10 protein-coding genes are annotated in these 14,721 nt (G+C 70.6%); 3 read left to right on the plus strand and 7 right to left on the minus strand.

Translation table 11 applies throughout. The annotated features are described in order from the left end of the window. Positions 1-104 precede the first annotated feature (104 nt). Complete coding sequence (locus BM43_RS34475) at positions 105-653, minus strand: DUF6013 family protein (protein ID WP_013698213.1); 549 nt, start codon at positions 651-653, stop codon at positions 105-107. Between the two features lie 340 nt (positions 654-993). Then, positions 994-2,010, minus strand: coding sequence for a zinc-binding alcohol dehydrogenase family protein (locus BM43_RS34480; RefSeq protein ID WP_036051334.1), 1,017 nt, complete (start codon positions 2,008-2,010; stop codon positions 994-996). A 112-nt stretch (positions 2,011-2,122) separates the two neighbouring features. Here BM43_RS34480 and BM43_RS34485 point away from each other — a divergent pair, with 112 nt between their 5' ends. Together BM43_RS34485 and serB are read left to right on the plus strand one after the other, a co-directional pair. Beyond that, entirely contained in the window at positions 2,123-3,091 is a 969-nt protein-coding gene (locus BM43_RS34485) for a LysR family transcriptional regulator (protein ID WP_036051333.1), read from the plus strand. 188 nt (positions 3,092-3,279) lie between these two features. Then, a complete protein-coding gene (gene serB, locus BM43_RS34490) occupies positions 3,280-4,125 on the plus strand; it encodes a phosphoserine phosphatase SerB (RefSeq protein ID WP_013698216.1) in 846 nt (281 codons plus the stop codon). Positions 4,126-4,244: 119 nt separating this feature from the next. Here the strand turns inward: serB and BM43_RS34495 are convergent, their stop codons facing one another. The 5 genes from BM43_RS34495 to rimO form a co-directional block, all read right to left on the minus strand. Beyond that, complete coding sequence (locus tag BM43_RS34495; protein WP_036051332.1) at positions 4,245-5,423, minus strand: cystathionine beta-lyase; 1,179 nt, start codon at positions 5,421-5,423, stop codon at positions 4,245-4,247. Positions 5,424-5,680: 257 nt separating this feature from the next. Next, positions 5,681-6,346 carry a hypothetical protein gene (locus BM43_RS34500; protein WP_036051330.1) on the minus strand — a complete coding sequence of 222 codons (666 nt, stop codon included), beginning with the start codon at positions 6,344-6,346 and terminating at the stop codon, positions 5,681-5,683. A gap of 33 nt (positions 6,347-6,379) precedes the next feature. Beyond that, positions 6,380-7,570, minus strand: coding sequence for a beta-ketothiolase BktB (gene bktB / locus BM43_RS34505; protein ID WP_025097683.1), 1,191 nt, complete (start codon positions 7,568-7,570; stop codon positions 6,380-6,382). 116 nt (positions 7,571-7,686) lie between these two features. Beyond that, the gene (locus BM43_RS34510; RefSeq protein ID WP_036033335.1) at positions 7,687-8,613 is read right to left on the minus strand and encodes a sugar kinase; all 927 of its coding nucleotides are present in this window, start codon (positions 8,611-8,613) and stop codon (positions 7,687-7,689) included. Positions 8,614-8,621: 8 nt separating this feature from the next. Next, on the minus strand, positions 8,622-9,989 hold the full coding sequence (gene rimO, locus BM43_RS34515) for a 30S ribosomal protein S12 methylthiotransferase RimO (RefSeq protein ID WP_036051329.1): 1,368 nt from the start codon (positions 9,987-9,989) through the stop codon (positions 8,622-8,624). Positions 9,990-10,443: 454 nt separating this feature from the next. Between rimO and BM43_RS34520 the strand changes: the two genes are divergently transcribed. Continuing rightward, positions 10,444-14,475: a hypothetical protein gene (locus tag BM43_RS34520; protein ID WP_036051328.1), complete on the plus strand. Its 4,032-nt coding sequence runs from the start codon at positions 10,444-10,446 to the stop codon at positions 14,473-14,475. Positions 14,476-14,721 lie beyond the last annotated feature (246 nt).

The raw sequence follows: 14,721 nt of genomic DNA on the forward strand, positions 1-14,721 counted from the left end.
GCGATCACGACACGCGCAAAAACGCGCCGCGCCAACCGGCACGGCGCGTCGCGCTTCATCACATCGGTCAATGCCGCCGCGCCGGGCGGCGCGAGACACTCAACTCACGGCTGGATCGATACCGTCACGCGCGTGCCGTCGCTCATCGCGATGGTCTTCGCGCCGCCGCGCGTCGAGAGCGAGACGCGCTTGACCTCGCTGACGGTAACCGGCTTCGGGCACTGCAGGGTCTTGCCATCGGCGCTCACCGAGGTGGTGCCGTCGGGCGCGCTGGCCTGGAAGCTGATCTGCACCGTGGCCATGCCCTTGGCGTCGACCGAGGGCGCGAGCCGCACCTGGGTCTGTCGGACCATCGCGCCGTTCGCGTCGCGCGGCAGGGAATCGGCATCAGGGCAACCGTCAGGCATCGCCACCGCGCCCGAGGGCGGCACCGACTTCCAGTTGAAGTCGTCGGTTTCGCCCGAGCGGATCTTGCGCGTTTCCTCGGAGGCGCCGAAGCGCTTCGAATCGACCTTCACCGTGTACTGGAGCTGGCCGTCGTTGCCGCCGCTGGCGCTGCCCTTGATCGGCGGCGCCGCGTTCGCGGCGGAGCTGGCGAGGGCCGCCGCGAAGGCGACGGCGCACACGGCGACGCACGGAATACGCAGGCTCATGCTGTCCTCCTGATATTGCGCCGCCGAGCGGGCGGCGCCTGGTTATATGGCAAGACACGATGCACGCGGATATCCAGTCTAATCGCAAGCGGCGGCTTCGGTGACGCTTGTATGGAGCATGTTGTGGTGGCGTCACGCGCACGGCGCGACGAGGCATCGGCGCCCTGCGCGAGCGCGGCCGCCGATGGCGCGCCGCAGCATGTCGCGCCGTCGCGTAGCCACGCTCGACGACAAAGGCCGCCACGCATCGCGCGGCGGCCTTTGTCGTTGCAACGCAAGATGGCCAGGGCGGATCGGCCGGCGCAAACCCGCCGCCCTCGCCGCCCCGTCACGCGCCGCGTCAGAACCCGCTCAGCACCAGCTTGCCGATCGCGCGCCCGGCCTCGAGCAGGCGGTGCGCCTCGCGCAGGTTCGCGGCGTTGATGGCGCCGAGCTGCTGGCCGACCGTGGCGCGCAGCGTGCCCGCATCGACCAGCCGCGCCACCTCGGTCAGCAGCTTGTGCTGCTCGATCATGTCGGGCGTGCCGAACATCGAGCGCGTGAACATGAACTCCCAGTGGAAGGCCGCGCTCTTCGCCTTGAGCTGCTCGACGGGCACCGGCTTGGCGTTCTCGACGATGGTGCAGATGCCGCCCTGCGGCTTGACGATCTCGGCGGCCGCCGGGAAATGGCGGTCGGTATCGTTGAACACCAGCACGTAGTCGACCGACTCGAAGCCGGCCGCGCGGATCTGCGCCGGCAGGTCGCCGAAGTGGTCGACCACGTGGTCGGCACCCAGCTCGAGCACCCATTTGGCCGACTCGGGACGCGAGGCGGTGGCGATCACCGTGAGCTGGCCGAGCTGCTTGGCGAGCTGGATGCCGATCGAGCCGACCCCGCCCGCGCCGCCGATCACCAGCACGGTCTTGCCCGCGTCGCGGCCTTGCGGCGACACCTTCAGGCGGTCGAACAGGGCCTCCCAGGCGGTGATCGCCGTCAACGGCAGCGCGGCGGCCGCCGCGAAGTCGAGCGAGGCCGGCTTGAGCGCGACGATCCGCTCGTCGACCAGGTGGTACTCGCTGTTCGCGCCGGGCCGCGTAATGCTGCCGGCGTAATAGACCGGATCGCCGACCCGGAACAGCGTGACCTCGGGGCCGACCGCGGCCACCGTGCCGGCCGCGTCCCAGCCCAGCACGCGCGGGCTGGACTCCACCTTGTCCTTGGGCGCGCGCACCTTGGTGTCGACCGGGTTGACCGACACCGCCTCGACCTTGACCAGCAGGTCGCGGCCGCTCGGCGCGGGGGTGGGCAGCTCGACGTCGACCAGCGACTGCGGGTCGTCGATCGGGAGGTAACGGGTCAGGCCAATCGCTTTCATATGCTTGCTCCTCGATGGGGAAACGGATGCTTCGATGGAGGCCATCCTACGCGGCCCGATCCCGGAGAAAAACCGACATAATGCCGGAAACATTTTTTGGGAAATCCGGATAATGAGCGAGCCTCGCGATCCCCGGACCACGCCTGCCGACAAACCGCTCGACCTGCTCGACGTCGCGCTGTTCGTGCGCGCCGCGTTGCTGGCCAATGTCTCGGCGGCCGGCCGCGAGTTCGGCGTGTCGGCCACGGTGGCCAGCAGCCGGCTGGCCCAGCTCGAACGCCAGCTCGGCGCGCGGTTGCTGCATCGCACCACCCGGCGCGTGACGCTGACCCAGGACGGCGAGCTGTTCCTCGCGCGTGCCCAGACGCTGCTCGATGCGGCCGACTCGGCCCGAGCGGCGGTCGGCCGGGCGCGCGGCGAGCCGCATGGCCGCCTGCGCATCTCGATGTCCTCCTCGTTCGGCCGCCAACATGTGGCGCCGGTGATCCCGGCCTTCCTGCGCCGCTACCCGCAAGTCTCGATCGACCTGCGCCTGTCCGACGAGATCGTCGACCTGGTCGACGAGGGCATCGACCTGGCGATCCGGCTCGGCGCGCTGCGCGATTCGAGCCTGGTGGCGCGGCGCCTGGCGGTGAATCGCCGCGTGGTCTGCGCCTCGCCGGCCTACCTGGCCGAACACGGCACGCCCCATCATCCGGCCGACCTGGCGCGCCACGAATGCGTGGTGCTCGGCGACCAGCGCGACTGGGCCTTCGAGACGCCGGCCGGCCCGCTCACGGTGCGCGTCGGCGGGCGCCTGGTGGCCAGCAACGGCGAGGCGATCCGCGAGGCGCTGGTGGACGGCTTCGGCATCGCCATCAAGTCCACCTGGGACGTCGGCCCGAACCTGCGCGACGGCTCGCTGGTGCCCGTGCTGGCCGACTACCCGCTCGCCGAGCCCTCGGCGATCTGGGCGGTCTACCCGAGCCGCGCCTTCGTGCCCTTGAAGCTGACCGCCTTCATCGATTTCATCGCCGCGCATTTCGGCGATCCGCCCTATTGGGATCGCGAGGGCGGCGTCGCGCCCCGGGTGCCGCGCTAGCGCGGCCGAAACCGGAAATCGCTCAGGACGACGAAACCGACGATCCGCGCCGGGCCGTCGCACTGCACGGCCTTGGCGCCGCCCTGCCCGGCGCCGCGCCGAAACCGGCGGCCGGGCCGCGCCGACCGGCTACAATAGCGGCCTTCCCGGCGCGCGAGGCGCGCCGTCCCCGTCTCACGCGACCCGTCATGACCACGAATCTCGTCATCCAGAGCCCCGCGCCGCTGTCCCCGGTCCACCACAAAACCCTGCTCGCGCTGGCACGCGGCACCGGCCTCGCCTCGATCGACGAACAGGCGATCCGCATCGAGGGCGCGCAGCGCGCGCAGGCACCCGACATCGCCGTCTATTGCGGCACCCACGGCCTCGATTACGCCTTCGTCGAGGCGGGCCGCCGGCTCGGCGATTTCGGGCTGGTCGCGATGGACATGGATTCGACGCTGATCACCATCGAGTGCATCGACGAGATCGCCGATTTCTGCGGCCTCAAGGCCGAGGTCGCCGCGATCACCGAAGCCTCGATGCGCGGCGAGATCAAGGATTTCAACGAGAGCCTGACGCGTCGCGTCGCGCTGCTGGCCGGGCTCGAGGCCAGCGCGCTGGAGCGTGTCTACGAGGAGCGGCTGCAACTGTCGCCGGGCGCCGAGGCGATGCTGGCCGGCGCCCGCGCCGCCGGCCTCAAGACCCTGCTGGTGTCGGGCGGCTTCAGCTTCTTCACCGAGCGGCTCAAGGCACGGCTCGGCCTCGACTTCACCCGGGCCAACACGCTCGAGATCGTCGACGGCAAGCTGACCGGCAAGGTGCTCGGCGAGATCGTCAATGCCGAGGTCAAGGCGCGCACCGTGCGCGAGACCTGCGCGACGCTCGGCTTCGAGCCCGCGCGCGCGATCGCGATGGGCGACGGCTCGAACGACCTGGCGATGATGGCCACCGCCGGCTTCTCGGTGGCGTTCCGCGCCAAGCCCGTGGTCCGCGAGGCGGCCAGCGTCGCATTCGACCACGTCGGCCTCGACGGCCTGCTGCGCCTGTTTTGAAGCGCCGCGCTCGCCCCCGGCGCAAGCCGCCAGGCCCATGAAAAATGGCAGATCGGCTCCGGCCGATCTGCCATTTTTTTCGGCGCGCCGGCCGGACGAAGGGCCGGCGATGCCGCCGTTTATCCGAGCGTCGCGGCCAGCGCGCGTTCGATGTCCGCGCGCAGGTCCGCCTCTTCTTCCAGACCGACGTAGAAGCGCACCAGGGTGCCCTGCGACCAGCTCGGCCGCATCGAGGCGATGTCGTAGGGCATCGCGAGACTGCGCGCCCCGCCCCAGCTCCAGCCGATCGCGAACAGTTCGAGCGCCTCGACGAAGCGGTCGATCTGCTCGGCACGATAACGCGCGTCGAACACCACCGAGAACAGCCCGCCCGCGCCCGTGAAGTCGCGCGCGAAGGCTTCGTGGCCCGGGCAGTCGGGCAGCTCGGGATGCAGCACCGAGGCGATCTCGGGACGCTTCTTCAGCCACTTGGCCAGCGCCAGCGCGCTGCGGCTGTGTGCCTCGAAGCGCAGCCGCATGTTCGGCAGGTTGCGCAGGACCAGCGAGCAGTCGTCGGCCGACACGCCCAGGCCGGTGCGCATGCGCGCCAGCTTGAGCCGCTCGTGGATCGCGCGCTCGGCCGTGATGGTCGCGCCCATCAGCACGTCGCTGCCGCCCGACTGGTACTTGGTGAGCGCCTGCACCGAGATGTCGACGCCATGCTCGAAGGGCTTGAACGCCAGGCCCGCCGAATAGGTGTTGTCGATCGCGGTGATCACGCCGCGCTCGCGCGCCACCGCCGTGATGGCCCGCACGTCGGGCACTTCCATGGTCACCGAGCCCGGCGCCTCCAGCCACAGCAGGCGGGTTTCGGGGCGGATCAGCTCGGCGATGCCGGCGCCGATCAGCGGATCGTAGAAGCGCACGCTGATGCCGAAATCGCGCGCCAGCCAGTTGCCGAGATCGGCGTTGGGGCTATAGGCGTTGTGCGGGACCAGCACGTCGTCGCCGCTCTTCACGATGCCGAAATAGACGTTCATGATCGACGCCAGCCCCGAGGGCTGCAGCAGCGCGTGCGCGCCGCCCTCGATCACGGCCAGTTGGCGTGCCAGTTCGAGCGCGGTGGGCGTGGCGTGCAGGCCGTAGCGCCACTTGTCGTCCTCGCGCCAGTCGAGCGCGCGCATCGTCGCCAGATCGGGGAACACCACGGTCGAGGCGCGCGCCACCGGCGTGACGAACGAGGCCCAGCCGGCGGGCAGTTCGCCTTCGGGCTGGACGATGCGGGTCTGGAGGGCGCGCGGCGAAGAGGTATCGGTCATATGAGGGAGAGGAAGCAGGGGAAACGATCCGCACAGGGTAGCCCGATTCGCGGAGCTTGGCCCGGTACAGTCGCCGGCGACGTCGCCGAGCCGGTCGGCGCGGACGCGCCGGCGAGGCTGGGTGGAGATGTCATGCGGTTCGCGAAGGCGTCGCGAAACAGGTCGGCACCGCGCGGACCAGGCGGTGCTCACCGCGGCGGCCGCCCCGCTCGGCGATGGCCGGGGCGCGCCGCTCGCTGCATTGCGTCGGCGCCGGCTCAGTCCGAGGTGGAGAGATTGCCGACGCCGCCGACCGCGTGCCCCGCGCGCGGCGCCGCCCCGGTACCCGCGGCACCGGAAGCGGGCGCGGCCGGCGCCGGTGCATGCCCCCTCTGCCCCGTCTGCCCCGCGTGGCTCGCGCCGCCGGCCGGGCGCAGCACCACCGGCTGCGGATCCGATTCGTCGGCATTCATGCGATCGGCCGACAGCGCGCCCGATGCATCGAAATGGCCGACCCAGACGCCGGTGATATTGGTGCCGTCGTTCGACTCCTCGATCTCCAGCGTATCGCCGTCGCGATCGCCCGCCAGCAGGATCACCTGGCCCGTGTCGGCGTAGCGATATTCGCCGTGCACGCCCGGCTCGTCCGTCTTCGGGCCGAGATGGGCCACGATCGCGCGGCCGCCCAGCGTGCCGTCGTAGCGCGGCAGCTTCTCGAGCGCCGGATCCGGCTTCAGCGGCTTGGCGGGCGCCGTGTCGTCGCGCTCGGGAGGGGCCGCCGCGGCGGCCGCCGCCGCCTCCGCGGTCGAGGCGCCCGAGGTAGCCGCCGCCGGCGGCTGCTGGGGATGCGTCTGGGCGTGCAGCGCGCCGGCTGCCAGCGCGCAGGCGAACGCTGTCGCGAGGCGGGATCGGATGCGGGATCGGTTTCGGCTTGCGGCTGCCACGTCGGCTTGCTCCTTTTTACCAGGGGTCGACAATCAGTCCATGCGCTCGAATACGGCGGCGATCCCCTGCCCGCCACCGATGCACATCGTCACGAGCGCGTAGCGGCCCGAGATCCGGTGCAGTTCGTACAGCGCCTTCACGGTGATCAGCGCGCCGGTCGCGCCGATCGGGTGGCCCAGCGAGATGCCCGAGCCGTTCGGGTTGACCTTGGCCGGATCGAAGCCGAGCTCGTTCGACACGGCGCAGGCTTGCGCGGCGAAGGCCTCGTTGGCCTCGATCACGTCGAGATCCGCAACCTGGATGCCCGCTTTTTCCAGCGCCTTCCGGGAGGCCGGCACGGGGCCGATCCCCATGTAGGCCGGATCGACGCCGGCATGCGCGTAGGACAGCAGCCGCGCCAGCGGCTTGAGCCCGCGCGCCTCGGCCACGCGCCGCTCCATCAGCGTGACGGCCGCGGCCGCATCGTTGATGCCCGAGGCATTGCCGGCCGTGACCGTGCCGTTTTCCTTCGCGAACACCGGGCGCAGCTTGGAGAAATCCTCGGCGCTCGCGTCATGGCGCACGTGCTCGTCGCTATCGAAGAGCACGGTGCCCTTCTTCGAGCCGATCTCGATCGGCAGGATCTGCGTCTTGAAGTAGCCGGCGCGGCTCGCGTGCGAGGCGCGGCGATGCGATTCGAGCGCCAGCGCGTCCTGCGCCTCGCGCGTGATGCCGTACCTGGCGGCCACGTTCTCGGCCGTCACGCCCATGTGGATCGACTGGAACGGGTCGTGCAGCGCGCCGAGCATCATGTCGACGATCTTCGCGTCGCCCATGCGCTGCCCGAAACGCGCCGCCGGCATCGTGTAGGGCGCGCGGCTCATGTTCTCGGCGCCGCCGGCCACGGCGATGTCGGCATCGCCGAGCAGCACGCTCTGCGCGGCCGAGACGATCGCCTGCAGGCCCGAGCCGCACAGGCGGTTCACCGTCACCGCCGGCGTGTGCTGCGCGATGCCGCCCTCGATCGCGGCGACGCGTGCCAGGTACATGTCGCGCGGCTCGGTATGCACCACGTTGCCGAACACCACGTGCCCGACTTCCTCGCCGTTCACGCCCGCGCGCTCCAGCACCTCGCGCACCACGCGCGCGCCGAGCTGGGTCGGCGAAAATTCCTTCAGGCTGCCGCCGAAACCGCCGATCGCGGTGCGCACACCACTGACCACCACCACTTCGCGCTGCTGCATAGTGCCTCCGATGTCATCGATTGGTGACCCGCAGGGTAATACGGATGCGGGGCGCGGCGATCGAGGATTCCTTCGAGCGGGCCACCGCCGCCGGGGACGGCCGGCGGCGCTCGCGATCAGCCCTCGAGCAAGGCGCGGACCGCGTCCGCCTCGGGGATCGGGGCCACCGCGCCGTAACCGCGCGTGGACAGCGCGGCTGCCGCGTTGGCGTAGCGCGCGGCCGTGAACGGATCGTCGCCGGCCACGATTCGTGCGATGAAAGCGCCGCCGAAGCAGTCGCCCGCGCCGGTCGCGTCGAGCGCCTCGACCGCGAAGCCCGGCACCAGGCGCCGCTCGTCGCGCGTGGCGACATAGGCGCCGTCCTTGCCGAGCTTCAGCGCGACCACGGCCGGGCCGCAATCGAGCAGCGCATCGACGATCGCGTCGCGCTCCTCATGGCCGGTCAGCAGGGTCACGTCGTCCCAGCTCGGCAGGCAGATGTCGGTGCGCCGCAGCGCCTCCAGCATCACCGCGCGGGCCCGCGCGAGCGGCCACAGCTTGAGCCGCAGGTTGGTGTCGAAGCTCACGCGCACGCCGTTCGCGCGCGCATGGTCGATCGCCGCGAAGGCCGCGTCGCAGGCGCTCGCGCTGATCGCGAAGCTGATGCCCGACAGATGGATCACGCGAGCCGCCGCGATCGCCTCGAGCGGCAGCTCGCCGCTCGCGTAGCGGCTCGCCGCGGAGCCGGCGCGCAGGTAGTCGAAGGCGTGGCCATGCTCGCCGTGCGAGACGAAATAGACGCCGGTCGGCGCCGAGCGATCGACGCGCACCGTCGCGGTGTCGACCTGCTCGCGCCGCCACAGCTCGAGCAGGAGCCGGCCGAAATGGTCGTCGCCGACCGCCGACACGAAACCGGTGCGCGCGCCCTGGCGCGCGGCCGCGATGCAGAAGTTCGAGGTATCGCCGCCGAAACCCTGCAGGTATTGCGGCGAACCCGGCTGGGACTGGTTGAATTCGACCATCGCCTCGCCGAAGGCGAGGACTTCGGGGCACCGAGGCGCCATCGACTCCGTCATGCCGCGCCGACCTCGCCCCACAGATCGTGGCCGTCGGCGCCGGTGATCGTCACCGGCACGAAATCGCCGACCTTGTAACGCTTGGCGCCCTGCACCGGCTCGACATAGACCACGCCGTCGATTTCCGGCGCGTCGGCCGCGGTGCGGCCGATCCCGCCTTCGGCGTTGACTTCGTCGATCAGCACCTTCAGCGTCTGGCCGACCTTGCGCTCGATGCGCGCCGCCGAGATTTCCTCGGCCACTTCCATGAAGCGCGCGCGGCGTTCCTCGCGCACCTCGTCGGGCAGCGCGCCGTCCAGTTCGTTGGCGGTGGCGCCCTCGACCGGCGAATAGGCGAAGCAACCGACGCGATCGAGTTCCGCCTCGCGAATGAAGTCGAGCAGGGTCTCGAACTGGGCTTCCGTCTCGCCGGGGAAACCGGCGATGAAGGTGCTGCGGATCGTCAGGTCCGGGCAGATCTCGCGCCACTTGCGCACCCGGTCGAGCACCTTCTCGGCATTCGCCGGGCGGCGCATGCGCTTGAGCACTTCCGGGTCGGCGTGCTGGAACGGCACGTCCAGATAAGGCAGCACGTGGCCGCGCGAGGCGCCCTCGGCCATCAGCGGGATCACCTCGTCGACGTGCGGATACGGGTAGACATAGTGCAGGCGCACCCAGGCGCCGTATTGCGCGGCCAGCTCGCCGAGCGCGGCGACCAGCTCGGTCATGCGCGTCTTGAGCGGGCGGCCGTTCCAGAAGCCGGTGCGGTACTTGACGTCGACCCCGTAGGCGCTGGTGTCCTGCGAGATCACCAGCAGTTCCTTGACGCCCGACTTGAACAGGTTCTCCGCCTCCAGCATCACCTCGGCGACGGGGCGCGAGACCAGGTCGCCGCGCATCGAGGGGATGATGCAGAAGGTGCAGCGGTGATTGCAGCCTTCGGAAATCTTCAGGTAGGCGTAATGGCGCGGCGTGAGCTTGATGCCGGCGGCCGGCACCAGGTCGGTGAACGGGTCGTGCGGCTTGGGCAGGTGGCTGTGCACCGCCTGCATCACCTCGCCCAGCGCATGCGGGCCGGTGACGGCCAGCACCTTCGGGTGCACTTCCTCGATCAGGCCGGCGCCGCTCGCGCTCTTCTTGGCGCCCAGGCAGCCGGTCACGATCACCTTGCCGTTCTCGGTCAGCGCCTCGCCGATCGCGTCGAGGCTCTCCTGCACGGCATCGTCGATGAAGCCGCAGGTGTTGACGACGACCAGGTCGGCGCCGTCATAGGTGCCGGAGATTTCGTAACCCTCGGCACGCAGCTGGGTGATGATTTGTTCGGAGTCGACCAGGGCCTTCGGGCAGCCGAGCGATACGAACCCTACTTTCGGGGTATGGGACATCGGGAATCTGTGGGGGGTGTGGCGGCAAAAGCGAGAGTTTACAGCGATTTATGTCCGGGGAGCCAAAATCGGCGCCAGCCGGTGAGGCCAGACGGCAAATCGACCACCGATTACAACCAGCCTGCATCCCGGCCATCCACAGACGCCTCCCGCTTCGCATCCCGCGACACGGCTTCCTGTCATCCGGATGACATGTTTTTCGGCGTGCGCCACTCTCTGGTGATACGCGCACGGCACCGCCCAGTCCGGCGCCCATACCAACATCGATGCCCATCTGAGAGCCCGGATGCCGCCGCCAGTCAATCGCCTGCCGTCTTCGCCGTCGGCGACCGCCCCTGGCGATCCCGCCGCAAGCACCGCCCATCCGGGCTCGTCGACAACTCCCGCCGCCCCCGCCCCAAGCCAGCAGTCACGCCGCGGCCCGCTCGACGCACTGTCCAGCCTGGCCTCGCGCATGGGCACCCGCAAGGCGGCCGGTGACGAAAACCGCGGCAGCAAGGAAAACCCGCACCGCACGCGCGCCGCGCTCGACAAGACCGAAGCGGTGATCGGCCCGACCGCCTCCGCCGGCTACGAACTCTGGGCCGCCAATAACGCCACTTCGGCCGTCAACGGGATAGTCAGCACCTTCCACGGCGCCAACCCGGCCACCCAGGCCGTTTCGAGCGCCGCCAACGGCGTCGGCATGCTGCCGCAGACGCTCGATATCGTCTCGACCGGCGTCGGTTACGCGAACAAGACACTGAAGGTCGCGCAGACCCACGCCGACGCGAAGCAGGCCCGGCCCGGCACCCTCGCCGGCAACGATGCGCTGAGCGCGCACGCGCAAGCCAAGGAGGCGCTGGCCAAGGCGACCCCGGGCGCGATCCGCGATGTCGGCCTCGGCGCCGCCGGCCTCGCTGGCCGCATCCACAGCGCCGCGGACCACGGCAAATCGCTTTACGGCAGCGGCGCCCTGACGGCCGACGGGGCCCTGGGCCTGGCCGGCGGCGCCGCCTACATCGGCGCCGGCGCGCTGCAGAACCGCGGCGTCAACCAATCGGTGGACCGCATGCAGGCGCTGCGCTCGGCCGTCACTCGCCCGCCCAGCGCCCGCCAGGATGTCGGCAGCGCCGCGACGCGCCAGCTCGACGCGCTGTTCGCGAGCGACAAGCTCGACGCCAACGTCTACTCGATCCTGCGCACGCGCGGCGAACCCGAGATCGCGCGTTTCCTGGAGCATCACGCCACGCTCGGCCTGGCCGGCCAGCAGAAGCTGCGCCAGGTCCTGCACTTTCCCGGCGAGCGCAACATGATGCAGGTGCTGAACCTGGGCCGCACCAGCAACATCAACACCGCCAGCATGCGGCGCGGCGCGCGCGAGGCGGTGATCGACGCCTTCATCGGGATGGAGGTGCGGCCCGGGCGCACCGAGGCCGTGATGGACCAGTTGAAGACGGCGCGCGCCGAGGCGCTGGGCCGGCCGATGGCGCCGGCGGTCGCGGCCGTCGAGACGCAGATGCGCGCGGCGGGGATCGACACGGCCGACTTCGCGCCGGGCAGCCTGCGCGCGATCGCGGCATCGGGCGACGCGGCGGGCTTCATCCAGCACTACCAGGCCCTGCCGGCCGAGGACAGGACCAAACTGCACGCCGCCCTGCACTTCGGTTCGTGGCGATTCTGGAAAGCCGACGCGACGCTGCCGACCACCAGGCCGCAACGCGCCGACATCCGCGCCGCGCTGGTCTCGCAGTTCGCGAAGGGCGCCAGCGTCGACCGCCTCGCCGCGCTGAAGCTGCGCTACAACGAGAAGGTGCTGCCGCTGCAGACGGGCCGCACGCACGCGCGCCCGGCGGTGCCGGATACGCTGCGCGCGCATATCCTCGCGCACCAGGATCTCAAGCTCGACTCGCTGAAGGAGGAGAAGCGGCACGCGAAGATCCAGATGGGCTACGGCACCGCCATCGGCGCGCTGACGATCGCCGAGCTCGCCGTCAATCCGGCCGCGGGCGCCGGGATCAGCGCCTCGCGCGCGGTCATGAGCCCCGTCTACCTCGCCTACGCGGGACGGCGTGGCGTCGTCGCCGAGATCAACGCGCGCAAGGCCCGGCCGATCGACGCCTCGATGCGCGAGGAAGCCCTGCTGCGCGCGATGCCGACGATCGACGCACGGATCGCCGAAGGCCAGGCCGATCCGGCCAGGCTCGCCGATCCCGCGAAGTTCATGAAGGACACGCTGGCACTCTCGCCGGCACAGATCGGCAAGCTCGACGCGCTGCAGCGCTCGGGCGACACGGCAGCGGCCCAGGCCCTGCTCAAGGATCACGCGCCCGACGCCAATGCCCGAATCGCCCTGCGCGTGCTCGCCGAGCAGAGCACGGGCGCGAGCGGCAACGCCGCGCAACAGGCAGCCGCCCGCACCTTCCTGCAGGACGAGGCGCGCGCGAGCGGCAATCCGCAACTGGCGCAGGTCGCGGCCGACGCCACGGCGGATCAGGTGTATGCGCAACTGAATCGGCATTTCCTCGAAGGCGCCGCGCTCAATCCCAAGGCGTCGCTGCCGGCGCTGGCGCAACGGCTTTCGGCGGGCGGCAATACCGCGGCCCTCGACGCGCAACTCGGCTTCGATACGCGCGCCTACCAGGGCCAAGCTCCCGAGCGGATTGCCGAGCAGCTCGCCACGCGTTTCGCGCAGGACAATCCCGTCTACGCGACCCGCCTGTTCGCCGCGCAACTGGCCGGACTCGACGGCACGGCCAGCCCGGCGGACGCGCGCAATACCTTGCGCGATTTCCGCTTCAGCGAAACCGAAATCCAGGAACTCGCCGCCAAACCGCCGGCCGAGGCCGCCGACTGGCTCAACTCGCATCTGTTCGGCGAGAACCTGCGGCGACGCTTCTCGAATGCCGTGCTCGACCCGCGTGGTGTGGCTGCCGCCACCAGGCTGGCCGAGCGCATGCCGCAGCACGCCGCGAACGCGCGGGAACCGCTGACCTGGCGCCTCGGCCTCGAGCAGGCCGGCGCGCATGTGATCGATAACGCCGGCTCGCCCGGGCTCGATTCGATGCTGCATGCCCTGCACCAGCAGTTGTCGGGCAGCACGGCGCCCTCGCCGAGCGCCAGCTCGCGCAAGGTGATGGAAGCACGCCGGCGCGTGCTGGCCGAGGTCACCGCCGGCCAGGCCGATCGCCACGTCGACGTGACGCGCGATGCCGACACGATCGTGCGGATCGCGGCCGCCACCTTCGGCAAACCGGGCGCCACCGCGAAAATCGTCAAGGCCTCGGGCGGCGGGCATCCGACGATCGCGGGTGGCGACGGCATCGCCGATGCCTCGCGGATCGCCGCCGTGCTGGTTCACGATCAGCAGACCGGGCGCAGCTTCGTGCTGCATGGCGGCGATGCCGCAAAGCTCGGCGCGACGCATCAACCGGCCGATCGGCAGCCGCCGGGCACGAGTTCGTCGACCGACGGCAGCACGTCGTCCGACGCGCCCGGCGACGATGCACGCGCCGCTCGTTCGCATTCGCACGGCAACGGCTCGGCGCGCGTGCCCAATGCCGTGCCGGGAGACACGACGCACCAGCCGCTGCGCGCGGGGCGCCGTCGCCAGGATCCGAACGCCGTCGTCACGGGTAACGACGAGCCTCGCGACTGGCTGCCCGAGCTGGAATTCGGCTCCTTCTCGAAGGACCTGCTCGGCTCGGTCGGCATCGACCTGCCCGATGGCGAGGCCCTGCTGCCCGCCTCGGCGGTCAGTCGCGCCGCGCCGCCCACCACGCAGGCCGCGGCCTCGTCTTCGCGCCTCGCGACCGGCGCCGCCGCCTCGAGTTCGGCGCAGGCCACCGACGAAATTCACAGCCTCGCCGACCTGCGGCGCTTCATCACCGAAACGGGGCGCGCGGGCCAGACCATCGCGCTCGGCCGCTCGACGGTATCTCCCGGGCAGGAAACGCTGTATGGCTATCGCGGCCTCGTCTATCGCGGCGATACGCGTTCGCCGAACCAGTTGCGGCAGGACGGCGGCTTTCGCAGCGCCCGCCCGCTCGACGAGGACGCGAACCTGCTGGAAGCGCAGGGACTCGGCGAGCACAAGGGAAATCCCGGGCAATCCGGCGTCGCCACCTCGAAAGTCGCGTCCACGGCGCTATCCCAGGCCGCTGGCGGCAGCGCCAGCGAACGCGGCTACGTCTACCTGATCGACACGCGGCGCTTCGCCGAAACCGATCGCGCCTACGACCTGACCCATACGCTGGCCGAGGCCGGTCATCTGCAGGCCGGGCAAGCCGCCGACGGGCACGACGATCCGACCGGCGCGACCGTCAATGCCACGCGCGTGCCGGATTCGGCGATCGTCGGCTGGGTGAGGCTGCCCGAATCGGGCACGCTTGCCGGCGAATTGCGCTCGGCCACGCCCGAGGCACGCGCAAGCCTGCTCGCCGAACTGGTGAAAAGCGATCGGGCCAGCGTGCATCTGAACGACGGCCGCGCCTCGATGGAAGACTGAGCGGGCACTACCGCCGCGTGATGGATTCGCCCTCCCTCTCGCGGCGCGGGACCGGCTTTTGCGCCGCCGCATGCGCGCCCCGCCAGACTGCAACGATTCGTTACAGCGGGTTCGACCCGCCAACGCCGGCCGCCGCACGAAAAATGTCGCATCGCAATGGACATGCCCGAGGTGTTCGTGCTGTCCCGGATCGCTCGGTTTATTGGCCTGCGCGCCTTTCCTCCGATTTTGCGATGGACTTTTCAA

It is taken from the genome of Burkholderia gladioli (genome assembly GCF_000959725.1).
GTDB classification, from domain to species: domain Bacteria; phylum Pseudomonadota; class Gammaproteobacteria; order Burkholderiales; family Burkholderiaceae; genus Burkholderia; species Burkholderia gladioli.